The 16902-nt window shown below is 63.8% G+C and carries 20 protein-coding genes; 2 read left to right on the plus strand and 18 right to left on the minus strand.

All coding sequences use genetic code 11. The features are described from left to right. Positions 1 to 282 precede the first annotated feature (282 nt). The 13 genes from phnP to phnC form a co-directional block, all read right to left on the minus strand. The gene (gene phnP, locus ACO77H_RS19625) at positions 283 to 1032 is read right to left on the minus strand and encodes a phosphonate metabolism protein PhnP (protein WP_170056971.1); all 750 of its coding nucleotides are present in this window, start codon (positions 1030 to 1032) and stop codon (positions 283 to 285) included. Then, positions 1023 to 1589 (minus strand): phosphonate metabolism protein/1,5-bisphosphokinase (PRPP-forming) PhnN, encoded by a 567-nt coding sequence (phnN, locus tag ACO77H_RS19630; protein WP_432754463.1) that lies wholly within the window; start codon positions 1587 to 1589, stop codon positions 1023 to 1025. Before phnN ends, phnP begins: the two co-directional genes overlap by 10 nt. Then, positions 1589 to 2734, minus strand: coding sequence for an alpha-D-ribose 1-methylphosphonate 5-triphosphate diphosphatase (locus tag ACO77H_RS19635; RefSeq protein WP_432754464.1), 1146 nt, complete (start codon positions 2732 to 2734; stop codon positions 1589 to 1591). The genes phnN and ACO77H_RS19635 overlap by 1 nt, the downstream gene beginning before the upstream one ends. Then, a complete protein-coding gene (gene phnL, locus ACO77H_RS19640; protein WP_432754465.1) occupies positions 2724 to 3446 on the minus strand; it encodes a phosphonate C-P lyase system protein PhnL in 723 nt (240 codons plus the stop codon). The genes ACO77H_RS19635 and phnL overlap by 11 nt, the downstream gene beginning before the upstream one ends. After that, positions 3443 to 4252, minus strand: coding sequence for a phosphonate C-P lyase system protein PhnK (gene phnK / locus ACO77H_RS19645; protein ID WP_169956506.1), 810 nt, complete (start codon positions 4250 to 4252; stop codon positions 3443 to 3445). Before phnK ends, phnL begins: the two co-directional genes overlap by 4 nt. Further along, the gene (locus ACO77H_RS19650) at positions 4213 to 5055 is read right to left on the minus strand and encodes an alpha-D-ribose 1-methylphosphonate 5-phosphate C-P-lyase PhnJ (protein WP_432754466.1); all 843 of its coding nucleotides are present in this window, start codon (positions 5053 to 5055) and stop codon (positions 4213 to 4215) included. The genes phnK and ACO77H_RS19650 overlap by 40 nt, the downstream gene beginning before the upstream one ends. Further along, complete coding sequence (locus ACO77H_RS19655; RefSeq protein ID WP_432754467.1) at positions 5048 to 6124, minus strand: carbon-phosphorus lyase complex subunit PhnI; 1077 nt, start codon at positions 6122 to 6124, stop codon at positions 5048 to 5050. The genes ACO77H_RS19650 and ACO77H_RS19655 overlap by 8 nt, the downstream gene beginning before the upstream one ends. Next, positions 6124 to 6714 carry a phosphonate C-P lyase system protein PhnH gene (gene phnH, locus ACO77H_RS19660; protein ID WP_170042627.1) on the minus strand — a complete coding sequence of 197 codons (591 nt, stop codon included), beginning with the start codon at positions 6712 to 6714 and terminating at the stop codon, positions 6124 to 6126. The genes ACO77H_RS19655 and phnH overlap by 1 nt, the downstream gene beginning before the upstream one ends. Next, on the minus strand, positions 6714 to 7151 hold the full coding sequence (phnG, locus tag ACO77H_RS19665) for a phosphonate C-P lyase system protein PhnG (protein WP_169956419.1): 438 nt from the start codon (positions 7149 to 7151) through the stop codon (positions 6714 to 6716). The genes phnH and phnG overlap by 1 nt, the downstream gene beginning before the upstream one ends. An 11-nt stretch (positions 7152 to 7162) precedes the next feature. Further along, a complete protein-coding gene (phnF, locus tag ACO77H_RS19670) occupies positions 7163 to 7867 on the minus strand; it encodes a phosphonate metabolism transcriptional regulator PhnF (protein ID WP_432754468.1) in 705 nt (234 codons plus the stop codon). A 36-nt stretch (positions 7868 to 7903) separates the two neighbouring features. Further along, positions 7904 to 8686 carry a phosphonate ABC transporter, permease protein PhnE gene (phnE, locus tag ACO77H_RS19675; RefSeq protein ID WP_032859104.1) on the minus strand — a complete coding sequence of 261 codons (783 nt, stop codon included), beginning with the start codon at positions 8684 to 8686 and terminating at the stop codon, positions 7904 to 7906. Between the two features lie 200 nt (positions 8687 to 8886). Beyond that, the gene (phnD, locus tag ACO77H_RS19680) at positions 8887 to 9888 is read right to left on the minus strand and encodes a phosphonate ABC transporter substrate-binding protein (protein ID WP_432754469.1); all 1002 of its coding nucleotides are present in this window, start codon (positions 9886 to 9888) and stop codon (positions 8887 to 8889) included. A 32-nt stretch (positions 9889 to 9920) separates the two neighbouring features. Then, entirely contained in the window at positions 9921 to 10754 is an 834-nt protein-coding gene (gene phnC, locus ACO77H_RS19685) for a phosphonate ABC transporter ATP-binding protein (protein WP_432754470.1), read from the minus strand. A 419-nt stretch (positions 10755 to 11173) separates the two neighbouring features. On the opposite strand from phnC, the gene ACO77H_RS19690 reads away from it, so the two are divergent. Further along, a complete protein-coding gene (locus ACO77H_RS19690; RefSeq protein WP_432754471.1) occupies positions 11174 to 11299 on the plus strand; it encodes a hypothetical protein in 126 nt (41 codons plus the stop codon). Beyond that, positions 11296 to 11463 (plus strand): DUF6124 family protein, encoded by a 168-nt coding sequence (locus ACO77H_RS19695; protein ID WP_170042572.1) that lies wholly within the window; start codon positions 11296 to 11298, stop codon positions 11461 to 11463. The genes ACO77H_RS19690 and ACO77H_RS19695 overlap by 4 nt, the downstream gene beginning before the upstream one ends. An 846-nt stretch (positions 11464 to 12309) precedes the next feature. Here the strand turns inward: ACO77H_RS19695 and ACO77H_RS19700 are convergent. The 5 genes from ACO77H_RS19700 to ACO77H_RS19720 are packed head-to-tail and all read right to left on the minus strand — an operon-like array spanning position 12310 to position 16899. Continuing rightward, on the minus strand, positions 12310 to 12705 hold the full coding sequence (locus tag ACO77H_RS19700) for a hypothetical protein (protein WP_115127676.1): 396 nt from the start codon (positions 12703 to 12705) through the stop codon (positions 12310 to 12312). A 16-nt stretch (positions 12706 to 12721) separates the two neighbouring features. Then, positions 12722 to 13915, minus strand: coding sequence for a c-type cytochrome biogenesis protein CcmI (gene ccmI, locus ACO77H_RS19705; protein ID WP_170042624.1), 1194 nt, complete (start codon positions 13913 to 13915; stop codon positions 12722 to 12724). Next, the gene (locus ACO77H_RS19710; protein ID WP_170056964.1) at positions 13908 to 14381 is read right to left on the minus strand and encodes a cytochrome c-type biogenesis protein; all 474 of its coding nucleotides are present in this window, start codon (positions 14379 to 14381) and stop codon (positions 13908 to 13910) included. Before ACO77H_RS19710 ends, ccmI begins: the two co-directional genes overlap by 8 nt. Beyond that, entirely contained in the window at positions 14378 to 14914 is a 537-nt protein-coding gene (locus ACO77H_RS19715; protein ID WP_169955962.1) for a DsbE family thiol:disulfide interchange protein, read from the minus strand. The genes ACO77H_RS19710 and ACO77H_RS19715 overlap by 4 nt, the downstream gene beginning before the upstream one ends. Further along, positions 14911 to 16899 carry a heme lyase CcmF/NrfE family subunit gene (locus tag ACO77H_RS19720; RefSeq protein WP_169955961.1) on the minus strand — a complete coding sequence of 663 codons (1989 nt, stop codon included), beginning with the start codon at positions 16897 to 16899 and terminating at the stop codon, positions 14911 to 14913. Before ACO77H_RS19720 ends, ACO77H_RS19715 begins: the two co-directional genes overlap by 4 nt. Between the last annotated feature and the right edge of the window lie 3 nt (positions 16900 to 16902).

Consider the following 16902-nt stretch of genomic DNA (forward strand, 5'->3'; position numbering starts at 1 on the left):
CTGGACCACCGTCATCTGCGGCTAATCTTTCATGCAGGAAACCTGCCTTGCCACCTGGGTTTTAAGTCTGATTGAAACGTTTTGGCCTGCTGTGGGATTTGCTCACAAAACACATGGACTCTTACACTCCAGCCCCGTGAATCGACCTCGAAAAAACCCGTTCAAGTGGCTGACGGCGATTAAAAAAATGCCAGCAAAAGCCGAATGCCCTACGGGACATGTTCTCCATCCCGAGAAATATTCGCTCGCCATTTTCAGCGTAACCCCAAGGTCCCCCTTGAGCTAGAGCACCCGCCCATCCCAACCCACCGTCACATGCGGCGGCAGTTCACTGCGATGCTGCAACAGCCAGGCATCCAGGGTGTGCCCGACGTGGGTCAGCACGCCAAGCTCGGCGCCGCACGCGTCGATGCATTGCAGGGCCAATGTCAGGTCATTGTGATTGCGCGGCGCCTGGGGTTGCGGTGGCATCGAGCAGTCGATGACCAGCACGTCCAGGGGCTCGCGCCGCAGCCAGTCGACGGTCGCCGGGGGCAGCCCCGTGGTGTCGGTCAGGTAGGCCAGGCGCCGCCCCTGCCCTTGCAGCAGGTAGCCGAAGGTCGGCTTGGAATGTTGCAGGGGCAACGCGGTGACCGCCAGCTCGCCAAATTGCCGGGTCTCGAACTCGGCAAAGGGCTGGCTGAAATCGAGGATGCCGGGGTGTTTGTAGAGGTCCGACAGGCCCTCGGGGTCTGCCGGGCCATGCACCGGGATGATCAGGCCCTGGCCCCAGCGCAGATGCAGCAGGCCTTGGGCATGATCGGCGTGGTAGTGGGTCTGCAAAATGCCGTTGAAACTGCGGGGCGGGAAACGCTCGGTCAGGTCCGTCAGGCCGCTGTCGATCAACCAGCGCTGGTCGCCGCATTCGATCAGCGCGCTGCACTCGCGGCGGCGCAAACGCTCATCGCTGCGCGCCAGGACGCAGGCCGCGCATTCGCAGCCATACACCGGGACTTGGCGGGCATCGCCGGTGCCCAGCAGGGTCAGGCGCATGCCGAGTGCCCCTCGTCCAGACACTTGAGCAACCGGGCGACGGTGTGCGCCAACGGCCCGGAGTTATCCAGCAGCAATACCCCGGGCGCGGCCTGCAGGCTGTCGCGAAACTGCGCATTGCGTGCCAGGCGCGCGTCGATTTCTGCCACCGACTCGCGCCCCCGCGCCAGCAAGCGTTGGCGCAATACCGCCTGGTCCACGGTCAGCAAGACCACCAACAACGTCGGATAACGCGCGCGGGTTTGCGCCAGATGGCCACGGGAGCCATTGACCAGCACATCGTCGCCGGCCGCCAGCCAGTCGTCGATCTGCCGTGGAATGCCATAAGACAGGCCATTGGCATGCCAACTGAGGGCAAAGCCGCCCTCGGTCTGCAGCGCGGCGAATTGCTCGGGGCTCACACCCTGGGCGGCCTCGCCCACCGCTTCGGCCGAACGGGTGATGACCCGTCGCACAATGCGGCAACCGCGCTCGGCCAATGGCCCGCGCGCGGCATCCAACAGGCTGTCCTTGCCCGAACCCGATGGCCCGATGAGATAGATCAACCTGCCCGCCATCAAAACACCCTCTTGGCTTGTCGCCAGACTTGTTGGACTACCGGCAGCCCGCCCTGGGCCCTGGCTTGCACCAGGTCCGCGCGCAGGCCCAGGGCAATTTCCCCGCGATCCCTGAGGCCCGCCGCGTGCGCAGGGGCCAGGCTGATCATTTGGATCGCCTGGGGCAGATCGCAGTCATTGTCCTGGGCCGCCAGGGCAAAGGCCGCTGGCAACAGGCTGGCCGGGTAGTAGTCACTGGAAAGTATATCCAGCAATCCTTCCGCGGCCAGGCCGGCGGCGGCCACATTACCCGAGTGGGACCCGCCACGCACCACGTTCGGCGCGCCCATCAGCACTTTCATGCCCAATTGCCGGCATCCGCGCGCCGCTTCCAGGGTGGTGGGGAACTCGGCGATGTTCATGCCGTAGCGCGCCGACTCCTCGACATGGGCCAGGGTCGCGTCGTCATGGCTGGCCACCGACAAGCCACGCGCCAGGCAATGCTCGACGATGGCGGCGCGATAGCGGTCGCTGTAGGTCTTGGAGTTGGCCATTTGCAGCACCACGAACGCATCCATGGTTGCCTCGTCCAGGTGGTACTTGCCCATGTAGTACTCGCGGTACTTGGACTGCAGCACAAACTGGCGCTGGCCCGGCGAGTGGTCCATCACCGACACCAATTGCACCAGCGGGTTTTCCACCAGATCGCGGAACACGCTCAAGGTGTCCGGGTGGCACAACTCGCAACGCAAGTGCAGGCGGTGTTCGGCGCGGGTCAGGCCGGCCTCTTGCGCCGAGGCAATGGCATTGAGCATCGCCGGCAGTTTCTGCATGCGATTGCCCTTGGGGTTCACGTCGCCGATGGACACCGCATCAAACACCGTGGTGATACCGGCCGCGATGATCTGCGCATCATGGCTGAGCACCGCCGAGGTCGACGGCCAGTCCACGCCGGGCCGCGGGGTCATGTGTTTTTCCAGGTTGTCGGTGTGCAACTCCACCAACCCCGGCAGCAGGAAATCACCGCCCAGGTCCTGGGCCTGGGGCAACTGGCTGCGGCCTTCGGCGAGGTCGACGATCACCCCGTCACGCAGCACCAGGCTGCCGAGAAATACACGATCAGCGGTAACCAACTGGGCATTACTGAGGATCTGTTCAGCGGGCATCGGCGTAGTCCTCATCGGTGATCACAGCGGGCGTCATGTCCAAATGGCGGTCGGCCACCGCCTCACGGGCGGCACGGTCATGGAAGATGCCGATCAGTGCGGCACCGCCGGCCTTGGCTTCGTTGATCAGTTCCAGGACAACCTGGCGGTTGCGCTCATCCAGGGAGGCTGTCGGTTCGTCCAGCAACATCACCGGCCAAGCCACCATGAACCCACGCGCGATGTTGACCCGCTGCTGCTCGCCCCCGGAGAACGTGCCCGGCGCCAGTTGCCACAGGCGTCGGGGGATATTCAGGCGCGCCAGCAAATGCTCGGCACGGGCCTGGGCGTCAGCCTTCGTCCAGCCACGGGCCAGCGCGGGCTCCATCACCACATCCAGGCAGGCAACCCGGGGGATCACCCGCAAAAACTGGCTGACATAGCCCAGGGTCTGCTGGCGTACCTGGAGAATGTCCCGGGGTGCGGCGCCCACCAGTTCCAGCCATTGCCCGGCATGGCGCACGCGGATGCTGCCTCCGGCCGGCAGGTAGTTGCCATACAAGGTGCGCAGCAAGGTGCTTTTACCGGCACCGGACTGGCCGTGCAGCACCAGGCATTCACCGCCCTGCACGCTGAACGCCACCCCGCGCAGTACGTTGAGCACCACGCCGTTCTGCTGGTGCAAGGTGAAGGTTTTCGAGAGGTCGCGGACCTCGATCAAGGCATTTGTCATGGCTGCAATACCGAGGACACCAGCAGTTGAGAGTAAGGGTGCTGTGGATCGTCGAGGATCTGGTCCGTAAGCCCGGTTTCCACCACCCGCGAGCGGCGCATCACGATCAGGCGATCGGCCAGTAGGCGCGCCACCGCCAGGTCGTGGGTGACGATCACCACCGCCAGGTCCAGCTCGCGCACCAGGCCGCGCAGCAGGTCGAGCAGGCGCGCCTGCACCGACACATCGAGGCCACCGGTGGGCTCGTCCATAAACACCAGGCGCGGGCTGGAAACGAGGTTGCGCGCGATTTGCAGGCGCTGCTGCATGCCGCCAGAGAAAGTGCGCGGCAGGTCGTCGATGCGCTGCGGGTCGATCTCCACCTGGCCCAGCCAATCCAGGCCGGCGCCGCGCAGTTGCTGATAGTTGCGCACGCCCTGGGCCATCAGGCGCTCGCCAATGTTGGCGCCGGCCGACACGCCCATGCGCAGGCCGTCGCGGGGGTTCTGTTCAACAAAACCCCATTCGGTGCGCAGCAAAGTGCGGCGTTCGGCTTCGCTGGCGCTATAGAGGTCCAGCCATTCGCCGTCCTTGCTGCGATAGCCGACGCTGCCGGCCTGGGGCGGCAAGCGCCCGCTCAACAGCGAGAGCAAGGTGGATTTACCCGAACCGGACTCGCCGACAATCCCCAGCACTTCGCCGGGGTACAGATCAAAACTCACCTCCTGGCAGCCCTTCTGCGGGCCATACAGCAGGGACAGGTCGCGCACTTGCAATAACGGCTGGCTCACTGGTTGTTCTCCTTGACCCGTTGGGCGCAGTACCAGGTGTCGGAACACACAAAACTCTGGGTCCCGGCGTCATCGAGAATCAGCTCGTCGAGGAACGATTCATGGCTGCCACAGATGGCGCAGTGGTGTTCCCATTTCTGCACCTCAAAGGGGTGGTCCTCGAAGTCCAGGCTGTTGACCTGGGTGTACGGCGGCACCGCGTACAGGCGCTTTTCGCGGCCGGCACCGAACAGCATCAGCGCCGGGCTCATGTCGAGTTTCGGGTTGTCGAATTTGGGGATCGGCGAGGGGTCCATCACATAGCGCTCGTCGACCATCACCGGGTAGGCATAGGCGGTGGCGATGTGGCCGAAGGTGGCGATGTCTTCATAGAGTTTTACGTGCATCACCCCGTAATCGTTGAGGGCGTGCATGGTGCGGGTCTCGGTTTCCGAAGGCTCGATAAAGCGCAGCGGCTCGGGGATCGGCACCTGGTAGACCATGATCTGCCCGGCCTGCAGCGGGGTTTCCGGGATGCGATGGCGAGTCTGGATCACTGTGGCGTCGGGGGTGGCTTCGGTGGTGGCGATGCCGGCGGTGCGCGCAAAAAAGCGCCGGATGGACACGGCGTTGGTGGTGTCGTCGGCGCCCTGGTCGATGACCTTGAGCACGTCGTCGGCGCCGAGGATCGCCGCCGTCAATTGCATGCCGCCGGTGCCCCAGCCATAGGGCAGCGGCATCTCGCGGCCACCGAACGGCACTTGGTAACCGGGAATCGCCACAGCCTTGAGCAAGGCGCGGCGGATCATGCGTTTGGTCTGTTCGTCGAGGTAGGCGAAGTTGTAGGCGGCGTCATTCATGGCGGGTGCCCTCGGCCGGTTGGCGCAGTTTGCGGATCAGTTCCAGTTCGGCCTGGAAGTCCACGTAGTGCGGCAGTTTTAGGTGCGAGACAAAACCGGCGGCCTCGACGTTGTCGCAATGGGCCAGCACGAACTCTTCGCGCTGGGCCGGCGAGACGATCTCTTCGCTGTACTCCTCGGCACGCAGCGAGCGGTCCACCAGGGCCATGCCCATGGCCTTGCGCTCGGCATGCCCGAACGCCAGGCCATAGCCCCGGGTGAACTGCGCCAACTCGGTGGCTGAGCCGACGAACTGGTTGACCATCTCGCACTCGGTGACTTCGATGCTGCCCAGGCAAATGGCAAAGCCCAGCTCTTCGGGATCGATCCATACCTCTACTTCACCGATACGAATCTCCCCGGCAAACGGGTGATTGCGCCCGTAGCCACGCTGGGTCGAATAGCCCAGCGCCAACAAAAACCCTTCATCGCCACGGGCCAGGGCTTGCAGGCGTTCGGCACGGCTGGCGGGGAACTCCAGCGGGTCGCGGGTGATGTCAGCGACACGGGCGTGGTCGTCGGCTTCGTGCTTGATCAGGCCTTCCTTGGCCAGCAACCCCAGCACCCGTGGACACGGTTCGAGTTGCGCATCCGCCGTGGACTGCGGGCCTGGATACTCACCCTCGGCCAGCAGTGCGAAATCCAGCAGGCGATGGGTGTAGTCGAAGGTCGGGCCGAGCAACTGGCCGCCGGGCACATCCTTGAAGGTGGCCGACAACCGCCGGCTCAACGACATCTGCGCGGTGTCGATCGGCAGGCTCGGGCTGAAACGCGGCAACGTGGTGCGGTAGGCGCGCAGCAGGAAGATCGCTTCTACCAGGTCCCCCGCCGCCTGCTTGATTGCCAGCGCGGCCAGTTCTTCGTCGTACAGCGAGCCTTCACTCATCACCCGCGCCACGGCCAGGGGCAGTTGCTGGCGGATCTGCTCGACGCGCAGCTCCGGCACGGCCGGGTCGCCCCGGCGTTTTTTCGCCAGCAGGCGGTGGGCATTGTCGATGGCCTGTTCGCCACCCTTGACGGCTACGTACATCAGGCGTGCTCCTGTGTGATGCGGCTACTGCGCGGCAGGCCGAGCAGGTGATGGCCGGCGCTGAACAACACGTCCAGGCCACGGGGGAAGGCTTCACGGCGCTGGCGCTCCAGCCAGAACACCGGCGGCACCGGCACCTGCACCCGGCGCTGGGCCTGGATGCCCGGGCCGCGCCAGAGCAAGGCGCGCCCGGCGTCCAGGTCAGTAAGCTGGACCAGCAAGGTGCAGGACTGGTCGGGGTAACGATCATTGCCGTGGTCGAAGCCGCTGAGGTCGAGCAGGTCCGGCTCGCCGAGCAAGGCAAACGCAGCCTCCTCCCGGCGCGCGACCAACGGGCAGCCGCAGTGGAAGGCCAGGTTGGCGCGGATCAGCGGCGTGTCGAAGCCAGGTGCCAGCCACAGCGGCGTGTCGACATCCAGCAGCGCCAGGCACAAGGCATAGGTGGCGGGCGCCAGGCCATCGAGGTGCGGGGCTGCCGGCAAGTGCTGGAGCAAACCCGGCTCGGCCAAGGCCTTGAGCGCCGCGCGAAAACTGCGCTGGGCATCCAGTACAGGGTCGACAAACGCCGGTTGCAATAATTGAGCGTGCATCAGTTTTCTCCTCGCACCAGGGTGAAGAACTCGACCTTGGTGGCCGCGGTGTCGGCTTCTTTTTGCGCGCGACGCCGGGCCTGGGCCTGGGCCAGGGCGCTAATCAAATCCGTGAGCCAAGGGCTCGGCTGCGCGTTTTGCAGATGGGCATCGGCCAGGGCCGCCAGTTCGGCGTGGACCTTGTCGCGCCCCGCCAGGTAGCTGTAGCCGGTGCGGCCATCGGCCAGGCGCACCACACAGCGGGTCACCGTCATTTCGCCGACGTTGAACGGCGCGCCATTGCCGCCCATGCGCCCGCGCACCAGGGTCATGCCGATTTCCGGGGCGCGGATCAGTTGGTACTCGGCGTCCTTCAATGCCGCTTCGTGGGGTTGCAGTTCATTGAGCTGGGCGCGGGCAAGTACGCCAATCCAATGCTGACGCGGGGACAGATTCATCGGGGTCTCCATCAAGTCACCACCTGGTACTGGAAGCGATCCGAACGGCTGGTGGACTGCGCCAGCTCCACCGGGCGGCCATCGCGATCGCGGGAAAGGGTGAATACGGTCAAGGCCGGCAAGTGCCGGGGCATCATCAGCAGCGCGGCTTCATCACGGTTGGGCAGGCGCGCACCGATCAGGCTCAGGGTGCGGGTCAGCGGCAGGTCGCGCTCGCGTAGGTACTGGCGCAGGGAGCCGCCGTTGTAGTGCGCCAGCAACGGCGCGTGGCTGGCGCAGTAGCGATGGCGGATCAGGCTGACGGGCTGCTGGTTGAGCTTGCGCAGGGTTTGCAGCTCGATCATCGGTGCCATTTCGGCGATGCCCAGGTGCTGCGCTTCTTCGCGGCTGGCGTAGCAGTAGCGGCGCTTGAGCAGCAGCGCCTGCACGCCATGCCCCAGGGCCGACAGCGATTGGCTGTAGGCGGTGTCGGCGCCCATCGGGTAGATCAGCGGCCGGTCCAGCACCTGGGTGCCTTTGCCCTGCTGGCGCAGCAGGCTGCCTTCGAACACCAGTTCATCAATGGCGCGGCGCAGGGTGTGGCGGTTGACGCCAAAGCGTTCGGCCAACTGCACCTCGCCCGGCAGGAACTCCCCGGCCTGGTAGCCGCTGAGTTCGCGGCGCAGGATATCGGCGAGTTCGCGGTACACCGGTTCATCTTGTCTAGACAACTGCATGCTTTAAAAAAAGCGCCCGCAGGCACCCCTCCAAGGTCAGATAAACCGCTTGCGCAGGCGCTGGGACAGCACGTCGATCAGGCTTACCACCACGATGATCACCAGCAGCACCGCGCAGGTCTGCACGAACTGGAAGGCGCGGATGTTCTCCCACAAGATCACGCCGATGCCGCCCGCGCCGACCATGCCCACCACCGTCGCCGAGCGCACATTGGCCTCGAAGCGGTACAGCGCGTAGCTCACCCACAGCGGCATGACTTGCGGGATCACGCCGTAGATCACCTCTTGCAAGGCGCTGGCACCGGTGGCGCGCACCCCTTCCACCGGGCCTGGGTCGATGGCCTCGACGGCTTCGGCAAACAGCTTGGCGAGCACCCCGGTGGTGCTGATCCATAGGGCCAACACACCGGCAAACGGACCAAGCCCGACCGCCACCACGAACAACATGGCAAACACCATTTCGTTGATCGAACGGAAGGCATCCATCACCCGGCGCAGGGGTTGGTGAATCCACCAGGGGGTGATGTTGTCGGCGCAGAGGATGCCCAGGGGCACCGAGCAGACAATCGCCAGCACCGTGCCCCAGAGGGCGATTTGCACGGTGACGATCATTTCCTTGAGGTAGGAGCGCCATTCGTGGAAGTCCGGCGGGAAGAAGTCGGCGGCGAAGGTCGCCATGTTTCCCGAGTCGCGGTACAGCGCCAGCGGGTTCATTTCTGCGCCTTTCCAGGCCCAGGCCAGCAGCACCAGGAACAGGCCCCAGCCGAGGTATTGCGGCCAGGTTCTTTTACCCACGGCTTCAGCGTGCAAGGTCGTCATGGATCACTCTCGATAATGGTTGGAGCCGGGCCTATGTGTGTGTGTGTGTGGGTGGGTGGGAGCGGGCTTGCTCGCGAAAGCGGTGTGTCATTCAACACATCCAGCGACTGACTCACCGCTTTCGCGAGCAAGCCCGCTCCCACACAAGCCCGTTCACACATAGGCTCAGTTCACACATAGGCTCCGGTCCCACAGGGGGGTTAGCCGTTGGCGGCGGGTTTCTTGTCCAGCTCGCTCAGGCGCTGTTGCAGCGTGGCCAGGTCGGCGTCGATCTGCGCCAGCTTCTTGGCTTTATCTGCCTCGGCCAGCTTGCTGTCGGCACTGATGGTGGTGCGTTGCTTGAACAGTTCCAGCTGGCGGATCGGCAGCAACTGGTCGTCAGTGGACGCGAGGAACTTGCCCAACTGCATGTTCTTGAGCACCGCCTTCTCTTCATCGGTGTCGCCGTAGCTGAAGATGAAATCGCGGATCTTGCTCTTCTCGCTGTCAGTCAGGGCCTTGCTCCACACCAGCGGGTCGGCGGGGATCAGCGGCGATTTCCAGATCACCTTGAGTTGGGCGGCCTTGTCCGGCTTGGTCACTTCCAGGCGGTCCCAGCTTTCGGTGTTGAAGGTGGCCACGTCCAACTGCCCCTTGGCCACGCTCAGTGCGTTGACTTCATGGCTGGAATTGAGCGTGCGCTTGAAGGCGGTGGCGGCATCCACATTGTTCTTGGCGAACACGTAGTAGCCCGGCACCAGGTAGCCCGAGGTGGAGTTCGGGTCGCCATTGCCGAAGGTCAGGCTCTTGGCGTTCTTGAGCATGTCTTCGACGGAGTTGAGCGGGCTGTCCTTGCGTACGATCAGCAGGCTCCAGTAGCCGGCGGCGCCGTTGGCAGCGGCGGTCTGGGCGAAGATCTCGCCGTTGGAGCGGTCCACCGCCTCCATCGCTGCCTTGTTGCCGAGCCAGGCCACATCGACCTTGTTAAAGCGCATGCCCTGGATCAGGCCGGCGTAATCGGAGGCGAAGGTGGCGTTGATGGTCAGGCCGGTCTTCTTGTGCATGTCATCGAGAAACGGCTGCCAGATGCTCTTGAGGTTCTGCGAAGACTCGGTGGACATGATGCCGAAGTTGATGGCCTTGTCGGCGGCCTGGGCATTGCCCATGGCGACGCTGGCCAACAACACGGCAGACAGGAAAACATGACCGATACGGTTCAACATGCAGGCGACTCCTAGGGATCGTGAGTGGGGGTTCAAGCGCGGGCCAGGGCCAGGCGCTGGGGCAGTTCGGAACGGCGCGGCGGTTCGCAAAACATCAGGCTAGTGTCGACGTCGGCACCGTACAGGTCGTTGAGAAACTGGCTGCTCATCTCGCGGCCCTGCCCATCGAAATGAATGCGCCCGCCCTTGAGCGCTACGGCGCGCGGGCAATAACGCATGGCGTAATCGACTTGATGCAGGGTCACCACCACGGTCTTGCCGTCACGGCGGTTGATATCGGCGAGGATCTCCATGACCTTGCGCGCCGACTCCGGATCCAGGGAGGCGATGGGTTCGTCGGCGAGGATCACTTCGGCACGCTGGGTCAACGCCCGGGCAATCGCCACCCGTTGTTGCTGGCCACCGGACAGGGTCGAGGCGCGCTGCTGGGCCAGGTCCGCCAGGCCGACGCGTGCCAGGGATTCCATGGCAAACTGCTTTTCCTCGGTATTGAACAACCCGAGGTTGCCGCGCCAGCGCGGGACCCGGCCCAGGCAACCGAGCAGCACGTTGTCGATCACACTCAGGCGATTGACCAGGTTGAACTGCTGGAAGATGTAGCCAATATCCGCGCGCAACCGCCGCACCTTGCCACTCAACCGCCCACTGGCCTGCACCTCCCGGCCCAGCACCTTGACGCTGCCGCCGTTGCCCTTGTCGCAACAGGCCAGCCCCGCGAGGTGGCGCAACAACGTGGACTTGCCGGAGCCGGACGCACCGATCAGGGCGACCATCTCGCCGCTGGCGATGGTGAGTTCGAGGTCGACCAACGCGGTTTTCTTCGCAAAGGTCTTGTTCAGGCGATCGACATGGATAGCGGGATTCATGGGCTTCTCTGTCTGGTTTGAACAGCCTTGCGGGGCTGTGTTTGAGTTCAAACGACAGTAGGCGCGGGAGGTGTCAGGGCTATGACTTGCACATGACGGCAGGGGGGCGGTTTGATGAAGGTTTTATGAAAGGTTGGAACAGCCGAAGGACAATTCCCATGCATATGAGGATCATTCCCTACGGTTCATCATTTAACAGGCACACATCATGTTGGGCGAGCTGTACGCAGGAGGGTCCAGCCCTGCCGGGTCTCCATTCCTCGGTCGTCGCCCTTTTTCACGCAGCTATATGGCGGCTGTGCGCGGGGCACCTTCGCGTGCGCCGGGGCCCTGGAGTGCGGTCTTCCACACCTGCGTACAGTCGCCACCCATCATGTGGAAGTGATTGTGGCGGCTCCTTTAACTCCAGGAGCAACCGTATGAAAAAAGTCACGCCTAGCCCGGGCTACTCCCTGAACGACAGCAAACTCCACGAAGCGGCACAACGTGCGTTCAAGCAATACGCACTGCATTCGCAGCCGGTCTCAGCACCGAAGAGGCGTTGAGCAACGCCTGTGAAATGCTCGAGTCGGCGGCGGTCAGTGCGTACGACTGCACCGAGCATCTTGAAGGCTCGAGCCGTAAGCAGGTGATGGCGGTGGTGCAATTGATCGAGATGGCGCAGTTGTTAGTCGAGGCAGCGTTGCACCGGGAATGCCCGGCGGCCTGACGGCCAAGTAAATCCCTGTGGGGGCTGGCTTGCTTGCGATGGCCATAGGTATCTACACAACTCTCTTCTCGGTCTGTGTACATATCCATTGCTGCGGTTACGGCCACTTAGGGTTCCGCCCTGACGGCGGGTCACTTTGGAAAAGAGCCGGAGTGCCAGCCCAGCCCAAAGTAACCAAAGGGCTCTTGCCCCACCACTCGGCACCTCGCCTAGCCTCGGTGTGCCTAAGATCAAAATCACAAGCAAAGCGAGGCGGCCTGACAGCCGACCTGATCATCGAGGCGTGCGCGGACTCCTGTAGGAGCTGGCTTGCCTGCGATGGCGGTGTATCAGTCGATAAATGTATTGTCTGATACACCGCCATCGCAGGCAAGCCAGCTCCTACAGGGGAATGCAGCTTCGCGCTCTGGCTTTGCTGTTGCTCTGCTTTTGATCTGGCTTTTGATCTTAGGCGCCCCGTCAAACCACGCTGGCCGCAGGCAGGTATTGCGCAGTGGGCACCCCGGCATGGATGCCGGGGTAGCCGCGACACGGCCAGGGATGGCCGATCGCGGCGGGCCCACGGAGCAATGCCTGACTGCGGGCATGCCGAGCCTAGGCGAGGCACCGAGTGGTGGGGCAAAAGCGCTTTGGTTACTTTCGCGCTCTTCGAAAGTGACCCGCCGTAAGGGCGGAACCAATAGCCGCCGTAACCGCAGCAACGGATATGTACTCACACCCAATAACCAAAAAGAGCAAGCCGTGTAGATACCTATGCTGCGATGCGGCACCCCGGCAAGCCAGCTCCCACATTTGGATTGGATTTCAAGTCATAAAAAAAGGCGACCGTTTGAAGGTCGCCTTAGATCATTTTGCGTACTGCTTGCTCAACCCAGGCGGTACACCCTGCACATTCGTCTCTTCCCAGGGCCCGTTCGGGCTGATGGAGCGGCTCCAGCCGTTGCTCCAGCGGTAATAGGTGCGCTGGCGGTAGAAGGTGTCCGGTTGTTCGTCCAGCACGTACACCTGCATCTTGCCGTCCCAGTGGCTGGCAGCGCCGGGGGGTGGGGCGAAGGTCGGGGACTTGCTCGGCAAGGGCTTGGCGGGGGCGGTGACCGGGCCGGAAGGTTTGGTTACCGGTTGGGTCGAGGGGCCCGACGGTGGAATGGTCGGGCCCGTAGGGGCAGGAGGTGGCCGATGAACCGCGCAAGCGCTCAAGCCCAAGACCAGGCTGAGCAGGGTGATACGAGCGATGGCGGTCATGGGGATTTCCTCGAAATTATTTATCCGGACTGTCGATGGTCAACTGCTGGGTCGCGGTGGTGCTGCTGGCCAGGGGTTGACTGCGGCCGATCCACTCGCCGGCAGTCGGTTGACCGGCCCGTGAGATGCGCGCAACCAGTTGGACTTCGGGAAAGTTGGACAGTTTCAACTGCGGCATCATCGCATCGGCATCGCCCAGTTCGACGGTCACCGGCAGGTCGGCCACGGTCACGCGCTTGGCGGCCAGTGGCGCCGGCGGACCGGAAACGGCGCGGGCGAAGATGAATACGCTGTCAGTCGGCAGGGCGCGGGCTTTGACGTCGGCCGCCAGGTCCACGCGCACTTTCATCACGGCGGTCTTGGCCGTTGGCGCGACGGCAGCGCCGCCCTCTTTCAACTTCTCGGCCGCACGGTCGATGCCGCCTTGCAGTGCTGCGCGGGAGTTGTCTTTCTCCGGCAACAAGGCCAACAGACGATTCCAGTAGTCGATGGCTTCCTGGTAACGCTGCCCTTCAAAGGCGGCGATGCCCAGCAGGCCGAGGCTGGTGACTTCTTTCGGATCGAGCTTCAGCGCTTCGTCGGTCAAGGCCTGAAGCTGCGGCGACCATTGTTTGTTGTTGGCAAAGTACTGCGCCTGGGCCCACTGCCCGAGCAATTCCGGCTGGCGGCCAGCCAGGGCCACGGCGCGCTCGAAGACCTTGGCCGCATCCGCCGAACGATCCTGGGCCATGTAGGCGCGCCCCAGGAAGTACAGGCCCTCGGCCGAATCCGGTTGCGCTGCCGCCGCCCGTTCCAGGCGCTGGGTCATGTCGGCAAGGGACACCGGCGGCTGGGCGAATTCGCGGGTCAGTTCAACCTTGTCGATGGCCCCGTAATGCAGGTACAGCCCCAGGCCCAACACCGGCACCAGCACCGCGGCCAGCAACGGCAGCGGCTTGCCCAGGCGCGATTCGCGGGGCTTTTCCACGCCTTCGGTATCGGCCAGCAATTCACGGGCGGCTTCGGCGCGGCCGGTATCGAGCTGCGCGGCGTTGAGCACGCCTTCGCTTTGTTGGGTTTGCAGTTCGGCGACACGTTCCTGATACAGCGCGACATTCAGCGCGGTGCGGTCTTCTTCACGCTGGGCGCGACGTACGCGCAACACCGGGATCAGCAGGAAACTCAAGGCAACCAGGAGCAGCAGGCCAGCTGCGAGCCAGAAATCAATCATCAGTTTTTTTGTCCAGCAGTTGGTCGAGGCGTTGGCGCTCTTGGGCAGATAGCGCATCAGAACCATCGGTAGGCGCCGCACGGCGACGGCGGACGATCACGGCCATGACCACCAGGCCGCCCAGCAACAGGACGGCGGGGCCAAACCAGAGCAAGGCGGTCTTGCCGGTCAGCGCCGGCTTGTAGCGGACAAAATCACCGTAGCGATCGACCATGAAGTCGATGATCTGCTGGTTGTCCTTGCCCTCGCCCAACATGCGGAAGATTTCCTTGCGCAGGTCGGCGGCAATCGGCGCGTTGGAATCGGCGATGTCCTGGTTCTGGCACTTGGGGCAGCGCAGCTCCTTGGTCAGCTCGCGAAAACGCTCGCGGTCGCCATCGCGGGCAAATTCATAGGTGTCGATGGCGGCATGGGCCACGCCCACCAGGCCCAGGGCCAGTACTGCGGCGGTCAACCAGCGCTTCATGGCTTGGCCTCATCCACCAGGGCCTGGTACTTGGCCGCCAGTTGTTCGCGCCAGACCACTTCGTCGATCACTCCGACAAACTTGTCGCGGATCACACCCTTGGCGTCGATAAAGAAGGTTTCCGGGGCACCGTAGACGCCGAGGTTCAGGCCCAGGTTGCCGTCTTCATCACGCACGTCCAACTGGTACGGGTTGTGGAACTCCGCGAGCCACTTCAGGGCCGCCGCATTGTCGTCCTTGTAGTTGATGCCGTAGATCACCACGCCGTTCTCGGCCAGCTTGTTGAGCACCGGATGCTCTACGCGGCACGAGATGCACCAGGTGGCCCACACGTTGACCAGGGCCGGCTTGCCGATCAGGTCTGCCTGGGTCAGGGTTTTATCGCCCTGCACCGTGGGCAGCGAGAACGCCGGGAACGGCTTGCCGATCATCGCCGACGGCAGCTCGGCCGGGTCCAGGTACAGGCCACGATACAAAAACACCGCGACCAGCAGAAACAGCGCCAGCGGCAATACCATCAACCAACGCTTCATACCGCTGCTCCCTGCATGCCGAGGGCTTCACGCACCCGGCTCTTGACCTTGACCCGGTAACGCCGGTCCATCGCTGCCAGCAACCCGCCAAAACCGGTCAGCAGGCCGCCGAACCAGATCCAGCGCACAAACGGCTTGACGTGGACCCGCACGGCCCAGGCGCCCTCGCCCAGGGGCTCGCCCAGGGCCACATACAGGTCACGGGTGAACCCGGCGTCGATCCCGGCTTCGGTCATCATCGAGCTTTGTACGGTGTACAGGCGTTTTTCCGGGTGCAGCACGGAAACCTGCTTGCCGTTGCGCAGCACACGCACGGTGCCTTTGTCGGAGGTGAAGTTCGGCCCTTCGAAGTGCTTGGCGCCTTCAAATACAAATTGATAACCGGCCAGGTCCATGGACTCGCCAGGGGCCAGGCGCAGGTCGCGCTCGGCGCTGTTCTGGCTGGACAACACCACGCCCAGGGCGCACACGGCGATGCCGATGTGCGCGATCTGCATGCCCCAGTAACTGCGGGTCAGGGTTGGCAGGCCCTTGATCAGGCCCTTGTGCCGGGTCTTGTCGAAGATATCGCGCACACCGGCCAGCAACACCCAGGCCGCGAGCATGAAGGTGGCGAGCACTGCCCAGTTGAAGTCGCCGTAGGCAATCCCGGCAATTACCGACAAGGCGGCACTGCCCAGCAGCACTGGGATCAACATGCCCAGCAGCCATTTGACCGGGGTGTCTTTCCAGCGCACCAGCACGCCAATGGCCATCACCACCATCAACAGGCCCATCAGCGGGATGAACAACGCATTGAAGTATGGCGGGCCGACCGACAGCTTGGCGCCGGTCAGGGCATCGAGTACCAGCGGGTACAGGGTACCCAGCAGGATCATCGAGGCAGCAACGATCAACACCAGGTTGTTGCCCAGCAGCAGGGTTTCCCGCGACCACAGGTTGAAGCCCACGTGGCTCTTGACCACCGGTGCGCGCAGGGCGAACAGGGTCAGCGAGCCGCCCACCACGCAGAGCAGGAAGATCAGGATAAACACGCCGCGCTCAGGGTCGGCAGCGAATGCGTGCACCGAGGTCAGCACGCCGGAACGCACGAGGAACGTGCCCAGCAGGCTCAGGGAGAAGGCGGCAATGGCCAGCAACACGGTCCAGCTCTTGAACACGCCGCGTTTTTCGGTGACGGCCAGGGAGTGGATCAGTGCCGTGCCCACCAGCCAGGGCATGAAGGAGGCGTTTTCCACCGGGTCCCAGAACCACCAGCCGCCCCAGCCAAGTTCGTAATACGCCCACCACGAGCCCAGGGTGATGCCGATGCCGAGGAAGGCCCAGGCGACGATGGTCCAGGGCCGCGACCAGCGCGCCCAGGCCGCGTCGAGGCGCCCGCCGAGCAAGGCGGCGATGGCAAAGGCGAAGGCCACGGAGAAGCCCACATAGCCCATGTAGAGCATCGGCGGGTGGACGATCAGGCCGATATCCTGCAGCAACGGGTTGAGGTCGCGACCGTCCATGGGAATCTGCGGCAGGATCCGCTCGAACGGGTTGGAGGTCATGATCAGGAACAGCAAAAAGCCGATGCTGATCATGCCCATCACCGCCAGCACCCGCGCCAGCATGACTTGCGGCAACTGCCGGGAGAACACCGACACGGCAAAGGTCCAGCCGCCGAGAATCAGCGCCCACAGCAGCAGGGAGCCTTCGTGGGCACCCCACACGGCGCTGAACTTGTAGTACCAGGGCAAGGCGCTGTTGGAGTTACTGGCCACATAGGCGACGGAAAAATCGTCGGTCATGAAGGCATAGGTCAGGCAACCGAAGGCGAACGCCAGGAACGCGAACTGGCCCCAGGCGGCGGGTTGCGCCAGGCTCATCCACAGCCGGTCGCCGCGCCAGGCGCCCAGCAGCGGCACGATGGCCTGGACGATGGCAAAGCACAGGGCGAGGATCATCGCCAACTGGCCCAACTCGGGAATAAACAATGTAGAGGTCATCGC

The organism is Pseudomonas sp. WMBT8, assembly GCF_050916005.1.
Classification (GTDB): domain Bacteria; phylum Pseudomonadota; class Gammaproteobacteria; order Pseudomonadales; family Pseudomonadaceae; genus Aquipseudomonas.